At 61.2% G+C, this 19,409-nt stretch carries 20 protein-coding genes and 1 pseudogene; 8 read left to right on the top strand and 13 right to left on the bottom strand.

Annotated elements, in window-relative coordinates:
• Positions 1 to 18 precede the first annotated feature (18 nt).
• The 5 genes from glnK to sutA all read left to right on the top strand — a co-directional run bounded on the left by glnK (position 19) and on the right by sutA (position 4,062).
• Entirely contained in the window at positions 19 to 357 is a 339-nt protein-coding gene (glnK, locus tag AAGW23_RS16240; RefSeq protein ID WP_003096476.1) for a P-II family nitrogen regulator, read from the top strand.
• A 122-nt stretch (positions 358 to 479) separates the two neighbouring features.
• Complete coding sequence (locus AAGW23_RS16245) at positions 480 to 1,796, top strand: ammonium transporter (RefSeq protein ID WP_342407386.1); 1,317 nt, start codon at positions 480 to 482, stop codon at positions 1,794 to 1,796.
• 80 nt (positions 1,797 to 1,876) lie between these two features.
• On the top strand, positions 1,877 to 3,130 hold the full coding sequence (locus AAGW23_RS16250) for an ammonium transporter (RefSeq protein ID WP_102837268.1): 1,254 nt from the start codon (positions 1,877 to 1,879) through the stop codon (positions 3,128 to 3,130).
• A gap of 97 nt (positions 3,131 to 3,227) precedes the next feature.
• Complete coding sequence (locus AAGW23_RS16255; protein WP_342407387.1) at positions 3,228 to 3,653, top strand: secondary thiamine-phosphate synthase enzyme YjbQ; 426 nt, start codon at positions 3,228 to 3,230, stop codon at positions 3,651 to 3,653.
• A gap of 73 nt (positions 3,654 to 3,726) precedes the next feature.
• Positions 3,727 to 4,062: a transcriptional regulator SutA gene (gene sutA, locus AAGW23_RS16260; RefSeq protein ID WP_342407388.1), complete on the top strand. Its 336-nt coding sequence runs from the start codon at positions 3,727 to 3,729 to the stop codon at positions 4,060 to 4,062.
• 102 nt (positions 4,063 to 4,164) lie between these two features.
• Here the strand turns inward: sutA and AAGW23_RS16265 are convergent, their stop codons facing one another.
• From AAGW23_RS16265 to lptM, 6 genes are all read right to left on the bottom strand, one after another.
• Positions 4,165 to 4,860, bottom strand: coding sequence for an HAD-IA family hydrolase (locus AAGW23_RS16265; protein WP_342407389.1), 696 nt, complete (start codon positions 4,858 to 4,860; stop codon positions 4,165 to 4,167).
• Positions 4,857 to 5,756 (bottom strand): tyrosine recombinase XerC, encoded by a 900-nt coding sequence (gene xerC, locus AAGW23_RS16270; protein WP_342407390.1) that lies wholly within the window; start codon positions 5,754 to 5,756, stop codon positions 4,857 to 4,859. The genes AAGW23_RS16265 and xerC overlap by 4 nt, the downstream gene beginning before the upstream one ends.
• Before the next feature lie 81 nt (positions 5,757 to 5,837).
• Entirely contained in the window at positions 5,838 to 6,533 is a 696-nt protein-coding gene (locus tag AAGW23_RS16275; RefSeq protein WP_342407391.1) for a DUF484 family protein, read from the bottom strand.
• Positions 6,530 to 7,360, bottom strand: a complete 831-nt coding sequence (dapF, locus tag AAGW23_RS16280; RefSeq protein WP_342407392.1) for a diaminopimelate epimerase — start codon at positions 7,358 to 7,360, stop codon at positions 6,530 to 6,532. Before dapF ends, AAGW23_RS16275 begins: the two co-directional genes overlap by 4 nt.
• A gap of 10 nt (positions 7,361 to 7,370) precedes the next feature.
• Complete coding sequence (lysA, locus tag AAGW23_RS16285) at positions 7,371 to 8,618, bottom strand: diaminopimelate decarboxylase (protein WP_342407393.1); 1,248 nt, start codon at positions 8,616 to 8,618, stop codon at positions 7,371 to 7,373.
• A gap of 10 nt (positions 8,619 to 8,628) precedes the next feature.
• Positions 8,629 to 8,769 (bottom strand): LPS translocon maturation chaperone LptM, encoded by a 141-nt coding sequence (lptM, locus tag AAGW23_RS16290; protein WP_342407394.1) that lies wholly within the window; start codon positions 8,767 to 8,769, stop codon positions 8,629 to 8,631.
• Positions 8,770 to 8,970: 201 nt separating this feature from the next.
• Between lptM and cyaY the strand changes: the two genes are divergently transcribed.
• Both cyaY and rnk read left to right on the top strand, forming a co-directional pair.
• Complete coding sequence (gene cyaY / locus AAGW23_RS16295; protein ID WP_342407395.1) at positions 8,971 to 9,303, top strand: iron donor protein CyaY; 333 nt, start codon at positions 8,971 to 8,973, stop codon at positions 9,301 to 9,303.
• A 150-nt stretch (positions 9,304 to 9,453) separates the two neighbouring features.
• Positions 9,454 to 9,861 (top strand): nucleoside diphosphate kinase regulator, encoded by a 408-nt coding sequence (gene rnk / locus AAGW23_RS16300; RefSeq protein ID WP_102837277.1) that lies wholly within the window; start codon positions 9,454 to 9,456, stop codon positions 9,859 to 9,861.
• Positions 9,862 to 9,894: 33 nt separating this feature from the next.
• Here the strand turns inward: rnk and AAGW23_RS16305 are convergent, their stop codons facing one another.
• The 3 genes and pseudogenes from AAGW23_RS16305 to AAGW23_RS16315 form a co-directional block, all read right to left on the bottom strand.
• The gene (locus AAGW23_RS16305) at positions 9,895 to 12,726 is read right to left on the bottom strand and encodes a class I adenylate cyclase (protein ID WP_342407396.1); all 2,832 of its coding nucleotides are present in this window, start codon (positions 12,724 to 12,726) and stop codon (positions 9,895 to 9,897) included.
• A gap of 174 nt (positions 12,727 to 12,900) precedes the next feature.
• The gene (locus tag AAGW23_RS16310; protein ID WP_102837279.1) at positions 12,901 to 13,146 is read right to left on the bottom strand and encodes a TIGR02647 family protein; all 246 of its coding nucleotides are present in this window, start codon (positions 13,144 to 13,146) and stop codon (positions 12,901 to 12,903) included.
• Positions 13,147 to 13,223: 77 nt separating this feature from the next.
• Positions 13,224 to 13,481 (bottom strand): annotated as a pseudogene (locus AAGW23_RS16315) (hypothetical protein); the annotation flags it as partial.
• 155 nt (positions 13,482 to 13,636) lie between these two features.
• Here AAGW23_RS16315 and AAGW23_RS16320 point away from each other — a divergent pair.
• Complete coding sequence (locus tag AAGW23_RS16320; RefSeq protein WP_200636288.1) at positions 13,637 to 14,602, top strand: magnesium transporter CorA family protein; 966 nt, start codon at positions 13,637 to 13,639, stop codon at positions 14,600 to 14,602.
• On the opposite strand, the gene AAGW23_RS16325 is transcribed toward AAGW23_RS16320, so the two are convergent.
• The 4 genes from AAGW23_RS16325 to AAGW23_RS16340 form a co-directional block, all read right to left on the bottom strand.
• Positions 14,603 to 15,130 carry a hypothetical protein gene (locus tag AAGW23_RS16325; protein ID WP_200636289.1) on the bottom strand — a complete coding sequence of 176 codons (528 nt, stop codon included), beginning with the start codon at positions 15,128 to 15,130 and terminating at the stop codon, positions 14,603 to 14,605.
• Between the two features lie 71 nt (positions 15,131 to 15,201).
• Positions 15,202 to 15,684, bottom strand: coding sequence for a GNAT family N-acetyltransferase (locus AAGW23_RS16330; RefSeq protein ID WP_342407397.1), 483 nt, complete (start codon positions 15,682 to 15,684; stop codon positions 15,202 to 15,204).
• 55 nt (positions 15,685 to 15,739) lie between these two features.
• Positions 15,740 to 17,134 (bottom strand): argininosuccinate lyase, encoded by a 1,395-nt coding sequence (gene argH, locus AAGW23_RS16335; RefSeq protein WP_342407398.1) that lies wholly within the window; start codon positions 17,132 to 17,134, stop codon positions 15,740 to 15,742.
• A gap of 98 nt (positions 17,135 to 17,232) precedes the next feature.
• A complete protein-coding gene (locus tag AAGW23_RS16340) occupies positions 17,233 to 19,164 on the bottom strand; it encodes a methyl-accepting chemotaxis protein (protein ID WP_342407399.1) in 1,932 nt (643 codons plus the stop codon).
• Positions 19,165 to 19,409: the final 245 nt, after the last annotated feature.

The following is a 19,409-nucleotide window of genomic DNA, read 5'->3' on the forward strand; positions in this document are numbered from 1 at the left end:
CTAAACGGGAGAAGTTTCATGAAACTAGTCACTGCCATCATCAAGCCGTTCAAGCTGGACGACGTACGCGAGTCGCTGTCCGAGATTGGCGTTCAAGGCATTACGGTCACCGAGGTCAAGGGTTTCGGTCGCCAGAAAGGTCATACCGAGCTTTATCGCGGCGCTGAATACGTGGTCGATTTTCTGCCGAAGGTGAAGATTGATGTCGCAATCGCCGATGACCAGCTCGATCGCGTGATCGAGGCCATCACCAAGGCGGCCAACACCGGGAAGATTGGCGACGGCAAGATCTTCGTCGTGAATCTGGAGCAAGCCATTCGCATCCGCACTGGCGAAACCGATACCGACGCAATCTGACGTCCCGGCGCGTAGCGCGCGTTTGAGCGGGCGGTAACGCCCGACACGTCGCCACGCACCGCCCGAGCATTGCGATTGCCTGCCTAGCAGGCCTACGAACCCCACGCCCCAGGAGTAAAACCATGACTCTGCGAAAATTCGCAGGGCTAGGAGCCCTTTTGTCTCTGATAAGCCCCGGCATCGCTATGGCTCAGGAGGCAACGCTTGATTCCGGCGATACGGCATGGATGCTCACAGCCACTGCGCTGGTGCTGTTCATGACGATTCCAGGCCTGGCGCTGTTCTACGGCGGCATGGTCCGTTCCAAGAACATCCTGTCCGTCATGATGCAGTGCTTCGCCATCACCGGCCTGATGAGCATCCTGTGGATGGTCTACGGCTACAGCTTGGCGTTCGACACGGCTGGCATGGAAGCAGGCGTCACCAACCTCAATTCTTTCGTCGGCGGACTTGGGCGTGCGTTCCTGAGTGGCCTGACGCCCGACAGCCTCACCGGCACCGTGCCGGAAAGCGTGTTCATCACCTTCCAGATGACGTTCGCCATCATTACCCCGGCGCTGATCGTCGGTGCCTTCGCCGAGCGCATGAAGTTCTCCGCGATGCTGGTATTCATGGGCGTCTGGTTCACGTTGGTATATGCGCCAATCGCCCATATGGTCTGGGGCGGCGACGGCGGCCTGATGTGGGACTGGGGCGTGCTTGATTTTGCGGGCGGCACCGTGGTTCACATCAACGCGGGTATTGCTGGCCTAGTGGCGTGCATCGTGCTCGGTAAGCGCAAGGGCTTCCCGACCACCCCAATGGCCCCGCACAACCTCGGCCTGACCCTGGTCGGCGCGGCGATGCTGTGGATCGGCTGGTTCGGTTTCAACGCCGGTTCTTCGCTCGCGTCCAATGGCACCGCTGGCATGGCCATGCTGGTCACGCAGATCGCAACCGCTGCTGCCGCGCTGAGCTGGATGTTTGCCGAATGGCTGACCCACGGCAAACCCAGTGCACTGGGCATTGCTTCAGGTGTGGTAGCCGGCCTGGTTGCCATTACCCCAGCAGCCGGCACCGTCGGCCCGATGGGCGCGCTGATCATCGGTCTCGCCTCGGGCGTCATCTGTTTCTTCTGTGCCACCAGCCTTAAACGCAAGCTCGGTTACGACGATTCCCTGGACGCCTTTGGTGTGCATGGGGTCGGCGGCATCGTTGGCGCGCTGTTGACTGGTGTGTTCGCGGCCCCGGCACTGGGCGGCTTCGGTGAGGTGGAAAACATCGCACTGCAGCTGTGGATTCAGTTCAAGGGGGTGCTCTTCACCGTCGTCTACACCGCCATCGTCACCTTCGTGATCCTCAAGGTGATCGATGTGGTGATGGGGCTGCGTGTCTCCGAAGAAGAAGAAACCATCGGCCTGGACCTCAGCCTGCACAACGAGCGCGGCTACAACCTGTAAGCACACGGAGTGCGCCCGGAGCCAACCCGGGCGCCTTAACCGAACAGCGCTGCAAGGCGCTCGGCAAAAGGTGATAAAAAATGGATAGCACAGCTTTGATACCCGTCCAGTACGGACTTGATACCTTCTACTTCCTCATCTGCGGTGCGCTGGTGATGTGGATGGCGGCCGGTTTTTCCATGCTCGAAGCCGGTTTGGTTCGGGCGAAAAACACCGCTGAAATTCTCACCAAGAACATCGTGCTCTACGCCGTGGCGTCGATCATGTACCTGCTGATCGGCTACTACATCATGTACTCCAGTCCGGACGGCGGCATCCTGCCGAGCCTGGGCTTCCTGATCGGTGACGAGAATGCTGTGGACGTGGTCGCCGCAGGGGGTGAGGACGCGCCGTATTACTCGACCCGTGCCGACTTCTTCTTCCAGGTCGTCTTCGCCGCAACCTGCATGTCAGTGGTGTCGGGTGCAGTGGCCGAGCGGATGAAGCTCTGGGCATTCATCGCCTTCGCGGTGGTGATGACTGGCGTGATCTATCCCGTACAGGGCTTCTGGAAATGGGGTGGCGGTTTCCTCGATGCGGCCGGTTTCCTCGATTTCGCGGGCTCTGGTCTGGTGCACATGGCGGGCGCATCCGCTGCCCTGGCCGGCGTGCTGCTGCTCGGTCCGCGCAAGGGTAAGTACGGCCCTAACGGACAGATCAACGCGATCCCCGGCGCCAACCTGCCGTTGGCGACCCTGGGTGCCTTTATCCTGTGGATGGGCTGGTTCGGCTTCAACGGCGGTTCGCAGCTGAAGATGAGCACCATCGAAGACGCCAACGCGGTGGCTCAGGTGTTCACCAACACCAACATGGCGGCTGCCGGTGGCCTGGTTGCGGCGCTGATCACGGCACGCCTGCTGTTCGGCAAGTCGGATCTGACCATGGTCCTCAACGGTGCATTGGCAGGTCTGGTTGCCATTACCGCTGAGCCCCTGACACCAAGCGCGCTGCAGTCGGTGCTCATTGGTGGCGTGGGCGGCGTGCTGGTGGTCTTCAGCATCCTGGCCCTGGACAAACTCAAGCTCGATGACCCGGTGGGTGCCATTTCGGTGCACGGCGTGGTGGGCATGTGGGGGTTGCTGGCGGTGCCGCTGACCAATGCGGACGCGACATTCGGCGCGCAGTTGCTGGGCCTGGTGTCGATCTTCGCTTGGGTGTTCATTGCCAGCTTGATCGTCTGGGGCATCCTCAAAGCGGTCATGGGCCTGCGGGTGAGCGAAGAGGAAGAATACGAGGGCGTCGACGTTGTCGAGTGCGGCCTCGAGGCTTATCCAGAGTTCACCAACAAGCGCTGAGTTCACCGCTGTTGATAAGGGCGCCTCAGGGCGCCCTTTGTTTTTTCTGGCGCCGCGCTAGAATGCGCGCGTTCAGCAGCCTAAAGGGTCTATGACAATGTGGCGACAGACACTCATCACGCTGCGCCCAAGGCCGAGAGGCTTCCATTTGATTACCGACGAGCTGCTTGCACAGCTGCCGGAACTGCAACAATGTGAGGCCGGTCTGTTACACCTGTGGCTGCGCCATACCTCGGCTTCATTGACCATTAATGAGAATGCCGATGGTGCAGTTCGGCGCGATTTCGAGCGGTTTTTCAACCGTCTTGTACCGCAGGGCGAAGCGGGCTACGAACACGATTACGAAGGGCCGGACGATCTGCCGGCACATTTCAAGGCGAGCCTGCTGGGTTGCCAGGTGAGTTTGCCCGTACGCGAAGGGCGCTTGGCGCTGGGAATCTGGCAAGGCGTTTATCTGGGGGAACATCGGGATCAAGCTGGCGCCAGGCAGGTACTGGCCACGTTGCACGGAATGGCAAGTTGAATTTTTTTTGGCGATGGCGAACAAAGCCCATCGCTGGGCTATAACTTCCGCTTTGGCAAGTACGAGGTTGAACATGAGCGACGAAGAATTAGAACAAGACGATCTGGACACAAGCGACGAGGATGAAGGCGAGGAGCTGGCCGCTGCCGATGACGGCGAAGCCGACAACAGCGCCGACGACGAAAGCACCGACAGCGACCGTGCGACACCGACCAGTAAAAAGAAGGCCAAGGCGGTCGTGGTCGAAGAACTGCCGAGTCTGGAGGCCAAGCAGAAGGAACGGGACGAGTTGGCTCGTGCGATGGAAGAGTTTCTGGCACGCGGGGGACGCGTACAGGAAGTCGAACCCAACGTCGTTGCTGATCCGCCCAAGAAGCCCGACAGCAAATACGGCAGCCGTCCTATCTAGCGTCAACCGCTGGATTCGACGAGGCGTCACGTCGCTAGGCGTGACTGCAACAAAGCCCAACACAGTCGTGTTGGGCTTTGTCGTATCTGCGGGGGCGTCAGGCTATCGCCACCGCGCGAGCAGCGCAGGCAACTCTGCCAAGCTGCGAACCTCGGCGTTGGGCTGGCCTTCGTGCTGCCACGCTTTTCCGCTCGGGTTGAACCAGATAGCACGAACGCCAGCGCGCTGCGCTCCGCCGATGTCATCCTCGGGATGGTCGCCGATATGGACGGCGTGCTCGGCGGCTATGCCCGCTCGAGCGAGCGCTTCCTTAAACGGCCGAGGGTCCGGCTTGCCGATGCCCAGCTCCTCCGCGCACAAGGCAAACTGGAAGTAGTCGGCCAAGCCCAGCCGCCGGATGTCGGCATTGCCGTTGGTCAGCACGCCAAGCGTGTAGTGGTTGGCCAGGTGCTCAAGCGTAGGGTGGACGTCAGGGAAGAGGTCGATGGCGTGGCGCGCCTCGAGAAAGACTTCGAATGCCTGATCGGCGAGGGCACGTGCCTCGTCCTCCAGGTAACCGGCGTCATGCAAGGCATGGAATAGGATGCGGCGCCGTAGTTCGCTAATACGGTGCTTAAGGTCTGGCTCCGCCTCGACTAGCAGGCGGCGGATCGCAGCGAGCGATTCCACCGGGAATCCACCGAGTCGAGGTGCATGCTGACCCAGCCAGTCGCGCAGGCTGTTCTCCGCGCTGTGAATGACCGGGCCGACGTCCCACAGTGTATCGTCAAGGTCAAAGGTGATCAGTTGAATACTCATGGTTCACTGCCTTGCTTGCGTTTGGCGCGTGGGTGCGCCAGGTCATAGACCTTGGCCAGATGCTGAAAGTCCAGGTGGGTATAAATCTGAGTGGTGCCGATGTCTGCATGGCCGAGCAGCTCCTGCACGGAGCGCAAATCCTGGGAGGATTCCAGCAGGTGGCTGGCAAAGCTGTGCCTGAGCATGTGTGGGTGCAGGTGCTGACCCAGTTCGCGCACACCGGCCTGGCGCACCCGTAACTGCACCGCTCGTGGTCCCAGGCGACGCCCCTGCTGGCTGACGAACACCGCACCGTCCGTAGGATTGCTCAATGCACGAAGCGGCAGCCAGGCTTCGAGTGCTTCACGCGCTTTGCGGCCGACAGGGAGCACCCGCGCTTTGTTGCCCTTGCCCTGAACATGGACCAGTCCGGCGGGCAGATCCAGTTGCTCGAGGTTAAGCCCGACCAGCTCGCCCAGGCGCAACCCTGATGAATAGAACAGCTCCAGCATCGCCTGGTCGCGGTGGCCGATGAAGTCATCCTCGATACCGCCATCGAGCAATTGCATGGCCCGGTCGGTGTCGAGCAGTCTCGGCAGGCGTCGTTCGCCCTTGGGTGCAGAGATGCCGGCAGCCGGATCGTGTGCGCAGCGGCCCTCCTGGTTGAGATAGCGATACAGTCCACGCATCGACGACAGCAACCGAGCGAGGCTGCGTCCGGATTGGCCCTGACGATGCTGCTCGGCAATAAGCTGGCGTACATGCGGACTTTTAAGTTGCTCCCAGTCAGCCAGTCGCTGCTTGTCACAGAAGCTGACTACCTTGGCCAAGTCGCGACGATAGCCGTCGAGTGTATGCGGCGACAGCTGTCGCTCGCTGCGCAAGTGTTCGAAGTAGGCGTCAAGGTCGGTTTGCATAGCGGCTTCCTGGGAGTGCCGGCTAGCCATTGGCTGGGCCTGGGACTCAGGGCAGGGCGCGCTGTCTAGGTGGTCTGCGGCTCAGCGCACCGAGCGCAGCGGTGTGGAGTAGGACGGCAGCACGCGGGTCAGCACTTCGGCAATGTAGCCGAGGAACAAGGTGCCCAGTGAGCTCTTGTAGTGCTGCGGGTCTTCACTGCCAATGGCGAGAATGCCCTGCTGCTGGTTCAGGGCGACCACCGCCGCCGAGCCGATGCCGCGGCTTTCCTGTTCGCCGAAGAGGTAAGCCAGCTCATGCGGACGAAGCACGCCGCAGACGGTCTTGCCGCTGCCAAGCAGCCCGCCGATCGCTTGCTGGGCTTCTGCGCTGGTGACGCTGCGCCCCACCGGTAGCGGCGTTTCGCTGAACAGGATCAGGCTCACGAACGGCACCTGGAACTCGTGGCGCAGGCTTTCGTCCACCGCGCCGATGACTTCTTCCAGGCTGTTGGCATCCAGCAGATCCAGCACCAGTCGACGCGTCTTGTCGAACAGCCGGTCGTTATCGCGCGCCACATCCATCAGGTGCGACAAGCGATGGCGCACCTCGATGTTGCGCTCACGCAACAGCTTGACCTGCCGCTCGACCAGCGACACGGCTGTCCCAGGCTGATGGGGAATACGCAGCTCTAAAATCAGCTCGTCGTGATCGACAAAGAACTCCGGATGAGCCCGCAGATAAGCCGCGACGGCTTCTGCGTCCGGCAGCTGTGGCTTGTCCTGGTTTTGCTCGGTCATAGGCGAACCTGTCCTTCGAATACGCGAACGGCGGGGCCGGTCATCATAACGGGCTGTCCGGCGCCTGCCCATTCAATGGACAGACGGCCACCCGGCAGATCGAGCTGCACCGGAGAATCCATCCAGCCTTGCTGTATCGCGGCGACTGCTGCGGCGCAGGCGCCGGTGCCGCAGGCTTGGGTTTCGCCTGCGCCGCGTTCCCAGACGCGCAGCTTGGCGTGATGACGGTCGATCACCTGGATGAAGCCGGCGTTGACCCGCTGGGGAAAGCGCGAATGATGCTCGATCTTCGGCCCGAGGCCGTGCACTGGAGCGTTGTCGACGTCCTCCACACGCAGCACGGCGTGCGGGTTGCCCATGGATACCGCGGCGATGTCCAGCTGCTGACCATCGACTTCTAGCGGATAACTCAAGGCCTGTTGATCAGCCAGGAAAGGGATCTCCGCCGGGTTCAGGCGAGGCGGGCCCATGTCGACAGTGATCTGCCCGTCCGGCCGCACGATCAGTTCAATGATGCCGCCTTTGGTCTCGACGCGGATCTGCCGCTTCATGGTCAGGCGCTTGTCCAGTACGAAGCGGGCAAAGCAGCGCGCACCGTTACCGCATTGCTCCACCTCCGAACCGTCGGAGTTGAAAATGCGATAACGGAAATCCACATCGGGGTTGTGCGGCGGCTCGACCAGCAGCAGCTGGTCGAAGCCGATGCCCGTGTGCCGGTCGCCCCATTGCTTGGCGTGCTTGGGCTGGATGTGCGCGTGCTGGCTGATCAGGTCGATGACCATGAAATCGTTGCCCAGGCCGTGCATCTTGGTAAAACGCAAAAGCATCGTAGTGGCCTCAGGCAGGCAGCAGGCTTTCGCCAGCGTATAGCTCCTGCACGCTTTCGCGGCGGCGCACTTCGTAGGCTTCGTCGCCATCCACCAGCACCTCGGCAGCACGGCCGCGGGTGTTGTAGTTCGAACTCATGACAAAACCATAGGCGCCCGCCGAGCGAACGGCCAGCAGATCGCCTTCGGCGAGCACCAGCGGACGTTCCTTGGCAAGGAAGTCACCGGTCTCGCAGATCGGGCCGACGATGTCGTAATGGCGCGCCTCGCCTTCACGAGGCTGCACCGGTACGACGTCCATCCAGGCCTGATAAAGGGCAGGGCGGATGAGGTCATTCATCGCTGCGTCGACTATGGCGAAATCCTTGTGCTCGGTGTGCTTGAGGTATTCAACACGGGTCAGCAGCAGCCCAGCATTGGCCACGATCGAGCGCCCGGGCTCGAACACCAGCGCCAGGTCGCGCCCGTCGATGCGCTTGCGCACGGCCTGGATGTAGTCGCCGGCCAGCGGTGGCTGCTCCTCGCGATAGCGCACGCCCAGGCCGCCACCTAGATCCAGATGCTTGATTCGGATGCCACGCACGGCGAGGCGGTCGATCAGGGCCAGTAGCCGGTCGAGTGCATCGAGGAATGGTGGCAGCGTAGTGAGCTGAGAGCCGATGTGGCAATCGACGCCCACAACTTCCAGGTTGCCCAGCTCGTGCGCGCGGGCATAGACCTCTTCGGCGTCGGCGATGGCGATGCCGAACTTGTTTTCCTTGAGACCGGTGGAAATGTAGGGATGGGTTCCGGCATCGACGTCCGGATTGACCCGCAGCGAAACCGGTGCGACGGCGCCCAGCTCGGCTGCAACCTGCTGCAGGCGCTCGAGCTCATCGGTGGACTCCACGTTGAAGCAGTGCACACCGACTTCAAGCGCGCGGCGCATGTCGTCGCGCGTCTTGCCAACGCCGGAGAACACGATGCGATCAGGCTGACCACCGGCCGCTAGCACGCGCTCCAGTTCGCCACGCGAAACGATGTCGAAGCCGGCGCCAAGGCGGGCCAGTACGTTGAGTACGCCAAGGTTCGAGTTCGCCTTGACCGCAAAACAGACCAGATGCGGCATGCCTTGCAGCGCGTCGGCGTAGGCACGGTATTGCGCCTCGATATGCGCTCGAGAATAGACGTAGGTAGGGGTGCCGAAGCGTTGCGCGAGAGCGGGCAGCGCCACGCCCTCCGCGAAGAGCTGACCGTCGCGGTACGAGAAGGCCTCCATAAATGCCTCCTTACAGTTCGAATCGGTCTTTGGAACGCTCTTTGGCAGTTGCCTCGTCGTCCGGTAGGTATAGCGGGCCTTTCTGGCCGCAGCCGGTAAGCGCGGAAGCGAGAACCGCCAGTGTGATGAGTGGAAGCAGCAGACGCTTCATTGGGGTGTAATCCTAGAAAAATCGATGGGCCGGAGTATACCCAGCACCTGTCGGATTGCCTATGTGGCCGCGCTCGCCGGTCCCACATCGGACGCCAGCCCTGACAGCCGCTCGCTAGACGCGGCGGTGGCCTGCTAAGCTCGCCCGCATCGTCGGTGGCCCCCGGTGCCGCCGTGCAACCCGTACCGAGGAAATGGATTCATGAGCCTGAGCGAAGCCCGCTTTCACGATCTTGTCGACGCTGTGCAGGAAGAAATCGAGGACGTGTTCGACCACAGCGGAATGGACGTCGATCTGGAGAATTCTGGTGGTGTGCTGACCGTGCGTTTCGAGAATGGCACCCAGCTTATCTTTAGTCGTCAGCCCCCGCTGCGCCAGCTGTGGGTGGCGGCGCGTTCCGGTGGATTCCATTTCGACTACGACGAGTCCAACTCGCTGTGGATCTGTGATGCCAACGATGAGCGTCTCGGCGAACTCTTGTCCCGCGTTACCCAGCAGCAGGGTGGCGAGGCGCTTGAATTCGAAGACCTGTGAGGGTAGCGCGCAGCCGGTCCAAGCCACGAAACGGGTGCCCTTGCTTATTTAATGAGCTGTGGTAGGGTCGGTTACAGGTTAAATAACCCCGCCTTTGGGCGGGGTTTTGTTTTTTTGTCTGTTTACTTTTCCAGGAGCTTACCCGCACCCATGACCAGCGCACCGCCCATCATCATCACTCAACCCGATCTCCAGCGACTCGAGCGCTTGCTCGACGGTCTGGCTGACTACGGTCCGGCCGCCGAGGCGCTCGAAGAGGAGTTGTCCCGCGCCCAGGTGGTCGAGCGCAGCGAGTTGCCCGCCGGCGTGGTGTCGATGAACTCCCGGGTTCATTGCCGCGATGAGGGTGTCGGCAAGGATTATCACCTGACGCTGGTGTTTCCCCAGGATGCCGGCAAGGAAGGAACCGTTTCGGTGCTGGCGCCTGTAGGCACGGCATTGTTGGGCATGACCGTGGGCCAACACATCGATTGGCCGACACCCAGCGGCAAGGTGCTCAAGCTCACCTTGCTGGCTGTCGAGTACCAGCCGGAAGCCGCGGGCGACGTCAATCTCTGAGAAGGATGTGACGAAGCGCGTTCGCACCACGGTTCAGAGTGACTTCAGCGCCTGGTTGAGTGCTGCTTCCAGATGCGCTTTGTAGCGCAGGTGCTGGACTGTCTGTGCTCGACCGGTACCGTGCAGGCCTGACATGTCGAGATCGGTGATGTAACAGGGGTAGCGCTCGGCGCCGCGTCGCTGCGCAAGAATGAAATGTGCGACGGCGGCGAACAGCTCGGCGCTGTATTCCAGGCTCGAAAATTCCTGATGGTTACAGTACAGGGTCACCCGTGAGCGGCCTCTCTCGCTGTGCTCGACAATGGCCTGCACGTCATAGAAAGGATCGCCGACATTTTCCCGTGGCGAAGGTCTGCGCTCTATCTCCAGTGCCTGGCCGGCTGCCGGTACCATGAGTCGGTAGAAGAGGATGTCCATCGCTGCCAGCCGGCTTTCCTCGAACGGCAGCTGGGTGTTGCGGCGGTAACTCACCGATTGCAAAAAACGCAGCAAGGGCGTCAGCAGGCTCTGCTCGTCTCGATAGGGTTGCTGCTGTCGCCAGAGTGCGTTGAACTCGTCGAGAACGGTGATTTCCGCCTGGCTCTCCTGAACACGGTAGAAGACTTGAATGCAGTGCGCTCTGGCCTGACCAAGGATTAAGGGCAGGTCGGTCCCTTCGAGTGCGTGTCGTTCCACGCGAATGGGCCGTACGCGGTGGTGAGCCTCGCCAAGGTGGTCCAGCAGGGCAGGCATGTCACTCAACGTGGTATGCCTTACATTCCCGCTCACCAGATCGAGCAGGTGGTAGTGCTGGCGGACCTGCAGCAGGTAACGACTCTCACCCGGCTCGTCTAGCAGCATCTGGGCCTCGGTGAAGACGGTGTTGATGCGCCGTGCGAGTGCCATGCCGGCGTTTCGGCTGAAGCAGCGTATCTGCAAGTCGGGCCGCTCGCCACGAACGGGAAGTTCCTGCAAGAAGTCACGCAGGCAGTCCGGCAATGGGGATGTGCCGTCATAGCGCGTCGCGATCAGTTCGCTCCAGCTGTTCAGCGTCAGTTGATCGATGCTCAGCACCAGGTTGTCTCGCGTAACGGCATGCCGCAGGGATTCGGTTAGCTCGTCGAACGACAGGGGCTGTTGAGGATTCAGGGGGTCAAGCCCTACGTTTATCAGCAGCAACACCTTCACCGGGCTGGCCGCGATCAGCAGCGCTTCGTCAGCGAGTGCCGCGGGCGGCATCGGGAAAGCCTGTCGGATATCAGTCAGCAGTGCGAACAACTCGACTTCAGTCAGGCCGCTGTCGCCGGGGTGCAGAGCGACATGCGTGGCCGTATCGATAATGCCGTTTCTATGGCACCAGGCCAGCAGCGGAACCAGCTCACGAGAGCGCTTCAGCGGCGAGAAATTACCGAGCTGCTGAGCATTCAGATTGCCCTCGTAGAGCGCCCAATAGACGTCGTCTGCGGCGTCATAGCCCTGGATGAGCGTCAGGCTATGCTCTGCAAGGTCGGGCGCGATGCCCAGGTTGATGGCCTCGACCTTGCCCGCCTTGCGTTCGATCGCGGCATGCAGGCGCCTGCCAAGTACGCCGAAATCCCGCCCGTTGATACTGCTGGTGATCTGCAGGCGTCGCGCGAACTCACTGAGGAAGCGGTAGCCGTAGGTCAGTTCGTTGACCAGTGCTCGCCGTTCCTCTACAACCCGCCGCACTTTCCACTGGCTGCGCGCGTCGAGTTGAGCAAACAGGCGATGATCCCATTGCCACTCAGCCGACAGACGCTCGATTAAACGCCTTTTCCAGCTCTTGCTGCGGCCGCTGGGCGGCTGACTGAGGGGCTTGTTGACCTTCAGGTAAAGACATCGACGCAGCAACGCCAGGCGTTCCTGATCGCCTCGGCTGGCGAGGTAATGCTCGATTCTGCGGTAGGCGACTATGTAAGGATCGAGGTCGTCCAAGTCGAGTCGATTGGCATACACCGCCTGTTTGAAATCGAGGCCCAGACAGCGCACCTGCGGGTGTTCGCTGGCGTAGACCTCAACCAGCAGCAGCTTGAAGAGCGACTTGTAGGGCGACTCGATAGCCTTGTAAAGCTGCCAAAGGCCCGCGCCGAGGTACTCGCCGGGCGGGATGCTGGCGAGATTGCCGAGATCCAATACCTCGTCGCTGCGCACGAAGCGCTTGTTCAAAAGGGTGCGCACGTAGTCATGGTAGCGGTGCTCTTCGTAATCAGGCACGAGCCACCAGATGGGGGTGCGCCCACCTAGCCAGATCGCGGTCCGGTAGAACTCGTCGAGCAGCAGGTAATGCTGAGTGGTCCCGCAATCATCGGAGGTCAGCTTGGCTTCGCGCTCGCCCTGCGTGAAACGGAGCGGGTCGATCAGAAAGAAATGTGCCTCACTGCCTTGCTTTGCCGCCCATCCCTGCAGGAGCTCGCACTTGCGTTGCAGTTCGCTGAGTTGTTGCGCTGAAAGATGGGGATCATGGCAAACCCAGACATCCAGATCGCTTTGGTCGTCCTGAGCGACAGTGCCAAGACTGCCCATCAGAAACAGGCCGAGAATCGGTTGCGGCGGCTTACCGCGCAGAGGCTTGTAGCTGAACGACCGGCTTAAACGTTGCGCTTCGGCTAATGTTTCGGCGTCAGGCTCAAAACCCGCCAGTCCGGCTGGTGTGAGACTGGAAACGTAACCCGGCAACATCGGATGGTTCACATGGAACAGCAGCGGCAACAGCGTGAGTACAGCCTGTTGGCGGGACGACATGGCCAGGCGGGTGCGCTCCAGGCGCGCGGTGTTCAATGAAAGAAAGCGAGCACGAAGCGCGGTAAGCACCTTGCGATCGATTCCCTCTTCAAGGACTGGACGGATTTCCTGGGCGCGTGTCATGAGGTGATTTGTTCAGGCAAACGATGTTGTCCGACATGTTGATCGAGGCGAGAGGCGAAAACTAGCACGGGCAGCGAAAGCCGCAGCTTTAAGAAGCGGCTGGTATAGCCGAGCGCCTGTGCGGTGTTTAAACCTCAAAATAGCGCGCTCGGCCAGGGTTTAAGTGCCTTTAGCTTAAGCCGGAACGGTCTCGGAGAGAATCGTCAGCAACACCTGGGCGTGCTCCGCGGCATCGCGCCCAAGGCTCGTCAGGTAGCCGCCGTCGGGTAGGGTTGTCAGACCTTTGCTGTGCAGGCGCTCGGCGGCAGCGATGGCTGTGTGGCCGGCGTCGTGATGAACTTTGAGGCCTTCGAGCGAGTTGTCGAGATTGAACAGGCAAAGAATTTCCAGCTCGGCTACTACTTCTGGGGTGTAGGACATGTCTGCTCCTCGGGTGATGGGCTTTGGCCCTGTTTGCGAAGTGTAGATGCTGCGTGCGCGCCTGCCTCTGTCTAAGACTATTCGGCGAGGTCGGGTAGGTTACGCAGCTGCGTTTCGTATCCATCGATGTCGAAGGGACGGTCTTGCTCGAGCATCAGCCGGATCTCCCGAGCCAGCACAAGTGCCATCAGCTTGAGGACCTCGTCGCGCTCGTAGCCGACAAGGGTCAGTTTGTTCAGCGTAGCCTGAGTGGCGGCGGGTTCGCCGGCCTCAAGCTGGTTTTCGATTGCCTGGATCAGGGTTTCCTCGGCAAAGGTTTCATCATCATCGGACGTGGCATCGTTCATGTCGCAACTCTCGTAAGGTGGAAATCTCGATAGCGTGTCGAGGCGAGTACCGGCAAGCTTGCCTTTACGGAAAGGTCGGCTGAACGCTTCGCTTGGGTCGGTTTCTATTCTTACTATGACTTATCGAGAACGCGACTACAGCAATGATCATTTTTCACTGTCTTGAAAACGGCGCGCTGGTGAGGCGTGTTGCCGAGAATCTGCAAACGCTTCCAGCGAATGTACTGTGGGCCGATCTGCTATCGCCTGACTCGGAGGAAGAGCGTTTCATCGAAACGGCCCTGGGACTGGATATTCCAACCCGGGAAGAACTGGCTGAGATCGAGGATTCCTCGCGCTTCTACGACGAGGATGAGGCCATTTTCATGACCACTACAGTGGTGATGGGGATTGCGGACCGGCGACCGGAAAATGCTCAGGTGACCTTTGTCCTGACCAAGCGTTGCCTGGTGACCGTTCGCTATACCGAGCTCAGTGCATTCCGGCAATTCGAGGCGAAGAGTTCCCGGCAGCCGTCGACCTTTTCCTCCAGCCACCAGATTTTTCTTGCCCTGGCGGATGCCGTGGTCGATCGGATTGCCGACGTCCTGGAAAGCGTTCAGGTCGAGCTTCAGACCTTGTCGAAGTGTATTTTCGATGAACGTAAAGAACAGCGAACGGACCTGCAGCAGATCATCCAGCAGCTTGGGCAGAACCGCTCGCTGTTGTCGCAGTTGGGCGAAAGCCTGTTCAGCTCAACCCGTCTGTTGGCGTTTTATCGACTGCATGCCAATGAGCCCAGGCAGGGCGTTGCCAAGGGCCTGCTGAAGGCGTTGGAGCGCGACGTGCGTTCGCTCGGGGAGCATCAGGCGCGGCTGCTGGGAGATATCGCATTCCTGCTCGACGCCACGCTGGGTCTGATCAATATCGAGCAGAACGCCATCATCAAGGTGTTCTCCATTGCGGCGGTACTGTTTCTGCCGCCAACACTGGTGGGCACGGTATACGGTATGAACTTCGATCACATGCCTGAGCTTGGCTGGCCGTTCGGCTACCCGATGGCGCTCGCGATGATGATCGTGTCGGCGATCATCCCTTATGCCTGGTTCAAGTTTCGGGATTGGCTCTGATCAGCCGAAGAAGTACAGGACGATGCAGAACGCGCCCAGCAATGCCCAGACGCTGCCGAAGATGATCGGCGTCCTTAAGGAAAACAGCAGGGTACGCTTGTAGCGTTGGCCGCCTGGGGGGCTATTCCCTTCACCAAACAATGCCGAGTCATGGTTGGGTAGCAGTCCGACATTGCCTTCGGTTTGCAGCAGATCAGCCTGCTTGCGATGCCAGCGCTCGATCACGTCAAAGCTCGCGCGGATGCCGGGAATCGCATGCAGCGAGGTGAGCAGCCCAAGGAGTGCCAGAACACTCGGCACAACCAGCCGGAACAGGCTGCCCCAGTCGGGATTGCTGTTGGCCATGGAAGAGGCGAAGGCGATCATCAGAAACGACTGCGAGGACAGGTAACCACTGGTGCGGCTGGCCAGCAGTGTCGACTCGAAGTGTATTTCCGAGCGATAGAAGTTCAGGCGCTCCTTGGGTGAGTCGAATACTTCAGCACCTTGGGTGTCCTGATTAAGCAGCATCGTTTTGAGGTCGGTCATAAGCGGGGGCCAGCTCGGGCGACATTGCGTTTGGCGCGATCCGTCCGATCGAGTTCCCGCGCATGCCTGCCTCAGGCTTGCTCCGCCAGCGCCTTCAATGCGTCGCCGGCCAGGCGGTAGGTGGTCCATTCGTCCTGAGGTCGCGCGCCCAGCGCCTCGTAAAACCTGATCGCGGGCTCGTTCCAGTCCAGCACGGACCACTCGAAACGCCCGCAACCTCGTGACACCGCCAGGCGCGCCAAGTGTTTGAGCAGCGCCTTGCCTGCGCCGGTGCCGCGGGCCTCGGGGGTGACGTAGAGGTCTTCAAGATAGAGGCCGTTGCGGCCGAGCCAGGTCGAGTAATTGAAGAAATACACCGCATAGCCGATCGGCTGGCTGTCGCGCTCGCAGATCAGCGCACTGGCGCTGGCGTCTTCGGCGAACAGGCTGGCTTCAATGCCGGCGACGTCGGTTTTCACTTCGTGCTCGGCGCGTTCATAGATTGCCAGTTCGGTGACGAAGCGCAGGATCAGCGCGGCATCATCGCGACTGGCAGGGCGGATGTTCAGGGACATACAACTCTCCGGTCTGACAGGCACGAGCCGCGTCGCGCCTGCCACGTGATGAGGTTTAGCGAGTGGTCAGCAAGTCGCGGCCGCGCTGAACGGCGGCGCGAACCTGGGCGGGTGCCGTACCGCCAATATGATCGCGAGCATTCACCGAACCTTCCAGGGTCAGTACCGCAAAGACGTCATCGGTGATCTGGTCGCTGAACTGGCGCAGCTCCTCGAGGCTCATTTCGGCCAGGTCCTTGCCGGTCAGCACGCCGAACTTCACCGCGTGACCGACGATTTCGTGGCAGTCGCGGAACGGCAGGCCTTTGCGTACCAGGTAGTCGGCCAGATCCGTCGCGGTTGAGAAGCCGCGCAGCGCCGCTTCGCGCATGATTTCGCGCTTGGGCTTGATGGCCGGGACCATGTCGGCAAAGGCGCGCAGCGAGTCGCGCAGCGTGTCGGCGGCGTCGAACAGCGGCTCCTTGTCTTCCTGGTTGTCCTTGTTGTACGCCAGTGGCTGGCCCTTCATCAGCACCAGCAGGCCGGCCAGCGCGCCGAACACACGGCCGGTCTTGCCGCGTACCAGTTCCGGTACGTCCGGGTTCTTCTTCTGCGGCATGATCGAGGATCCGGTGCAGAAGCGGTCGGGCAGGTCGATGAACTGAAATTGCGCGCTGGTCCAGAGCACCAGTTCTTCGGAAAAGCGCGACAGGTGCATCATCGCCACCGAGGCGGCGGCACAGAATTCGATGGCGAAATCGCGATCGGAAACGCCATCCAGCGAGTTGCCGGAGATGGCTTCGAACCCCAGCAGTTCGCAGGTGATTTCGCGCTGGATCGGGTAGGTGGTGCCCGCTAGCGCGGCCGAGCCCAGCGGCATGCGGTTGGTGCGCTTGCGGCAATCGACCAGGCGCTCGTAGTCGCGGCTGAGCATCTCGAACCAGGCTAGCAGATGGTGGCCGAAGGTCACCGGCTGGGCGGTCTGCAGGTGGGTGAAACCGGGCATGATGGTGTCCGCCTCGGCTTCGGCGAGGCCCAGCAGCCCCTGCTGCAGACGGGTGATTTCGCCAAGGATCAGGTCGATCTCGTCGCGCAGCCAGAGACGGATGTCGGTCGCCACCTGGTCGTTGCGCGAACGGCCGGTGTGCAGTTTCTTGCCGGTTACGCCGATGCGGTCCGTCAGTCGGGCTTCGATGTTCATGTGCACATCTTCCAGATCGACGCGCCAATCGAAGCTGCCGGCCTCGATTTCGCCCTGAATGTCTTTCAGGTTCGCGATGATCTGATCGCGCTCGTCTGCGGTCAGTACCCCGGCCTTTTCCAGCATGGTGGCGTGGGCGATCGAACCCATGATGTCGTGCCGATAGAGGCGCTTGTCGAACTCGACGGAGGCGGTGAATCGGGCGACGAAGGCGTCGACGGGCTCGCTGAAACGGCCGCCCCAGGACTGGTTGGTCTTGTCGGTGCTCATGAATGCGCTCGCTGGATCAGATGGGCAGGTTGAAGGGCCCAAATGATAACAGGGTTAGCCACGGCTTCTGCGATGGCCCTGTGAAGCGAGCGGCTTTATCAAGCCCTGAACTGCCCGAGGCTGGCTTCGAGCCGTTGCGCGAGCACACCCAATTCCTTGCCGCTGGCTGCGGTCGCAGTCACCGCATCGGCGGAGCGTTCGGCTTCGCTCAGAATGACTTCGACCCGTTGGCGGACGGCCGTTGCAGCGCCGGCTTGCTGCTCTGCGCCGTTGGTTGTATCCCTTACCACCCGATGCACCTGTTCGACGGCAGTCTGTAGCGCGCGCTGTAGGTCGCGGCTGCTGACCAGGGAGGCCAGGCCGCTTTCGGCTTGCTTGCCAACTGTGTTAATTGCCGAGACGGCATCGCGAGCACCGCGTTGCAGGCTTTCGATGTGCGCCTGGATATCGCCGGTGGACTGCTGCGTCTTGCTGGCAAGCGCTCGCACTTCGTCAGCCACCACGGCAAATCCTCGACCACTCTCGCCGGCGCGGGCGGCTTCGATGGCAGCATTCAAGGCAAGCAGATTCGTTTGTTCGGCGATGCCCCTGATTACAGTCAGTACCACCTCAATCTGTTCGCTCTGATGGGCCAGTGCTTCGATGACTGAGGCGCTTGTCTGTACGCCACTGCCAAGTGCCTCGATCGTGCGACCTACCTGCTCGGAAATCGCCTCGTTGTCTACAGCGGCCTTGCGAATCGAGGCGACTTGATCGAGTGCGGTTTGCATGGCTCTGCTTTCGTCCTGCGCGCGCTGGGTCATGTCGGCCAGCGCTTGTAGGCTTCCGGCGACTTCGTCACGTTGACGCGCGGCGGCGGCTGCCGCCGAGCGGCTACGGTTGCCCAGGGTGTCGATTTCCGCACCTGTCTGTACGGCAATGGCGCGAGCTTCCTGAACGATAGGCTGAAGCTTGGCCAGGAACAGATTGACCGCGTCAGCCATTTCGCCCACCTCGTCTGCGCTGTGGATCTTCACGCGCTGGGTGAGATCACCGTGGCCCGCCGACAGCCCGCGCAGTGCGGTGTTGAGCAGGCCTAGCCGGCGCAGCACCTGACGCCCAAGGACCAACGTGACGGCGAGCAGGAGCAATGCCCCGGTGACAACGAGGCCGACGCTGATTTTCCATAGCAGCGCCGAAGCTGAGCGCTCGACGGCATTCTGGCTATTGGACTCAATGCTTTGTGCCACCTCCGTTGCAGCGGCCAGACCTGACGCCATGATCTTTGCACTGTCGCTGGCGGTGGTGGCGAGTCCAGCTTCCACCAGCTTTGCTCCGCTGGCGACCAGTGCCTGGAAGCGGTTGTCGAAGGCGGCCAGCTCTGCGCTCACCGCAGAGGTGGAGAAGCCGAGGATGACCTGGCCAATGTCCGCGCCCTTGGGGTTGATCGATGTTTTAGCGAGATAGAGCGTCGGGTCGTTTTCGGCTGCTGACAGCACCTTGTCGAACGCGGTACGCCCCGTGCCCTTTTCCAGCAGGGCTTTGACTCTGGGGTCTTGTCGGTTCAAATGGCGAGTGAGCTGTTTGCCATTGGCGTCGAAATACGCGACGAAAACGACGGCCGGGTTGCGGTGAGCCATCCTGACGAATTCAGTCAGCGCCGGTACGTCGTTGTCCCAGATCGCTGCTGGCGCAACGCCGGCGAGCAGCGTGGCGAGGTCATCGCCGGATTGCTTGAGGTGTCGCTCAAGCACGTCTTTTAGCTGGTCCTGCTCTTCGGTCAATCGCTGCGTCAGTCCCCGGGACAGGTCACCGGTCATGCGTTTGGCCAGGCCGGAAAGCCCGCCGCCAACCTCGGCATCCGCAGTCCGCAGCGCTTGCAGCAGGCGCGTGGAGTCCTCACCCAGGCTTCGTTCGATGTCTTGCTCAAGCCCGTCGATGGTGCTCCGGGTCAATGCGAGCGCAACCAGGACTTGCACCAAAACGGCGCCGCACAGTGTCAGGAATACCGGTCGTAGCAATCGGCTACGCAGAGAGGAAAACAGCAGCACGGGTCAATACTCCTGAGGCAGCGGTAGCGATGGGCGAAGTTGATGCTGCGATGCAATCATTAAGCCATCATGCGCTATAGCGAGGCGTTCGTAGAACTCCTTTTATCGGCCGATAGCGCCACATTCATGACTGCCGAAGCCTTGAAGTGGCGACCGCTCGTCACCTTCGGACTTGACCGAGCCGATAGACTAGGCTGCCTCTGCGTAACGGCGGCGCCCCCTTGCCGGGCTCACCTTGCTTTGCG

The organism is Stutzerimonas chloritidismutans (genome assembly GCF_038562055.1).
GTDB lineage: Bacteria > Pseudomonadota > Gammaproteobacteria > Pseudomonadales > Pseudomonadaceae > Stutzerimonas > Stutzerimonas chloritidismutans_A.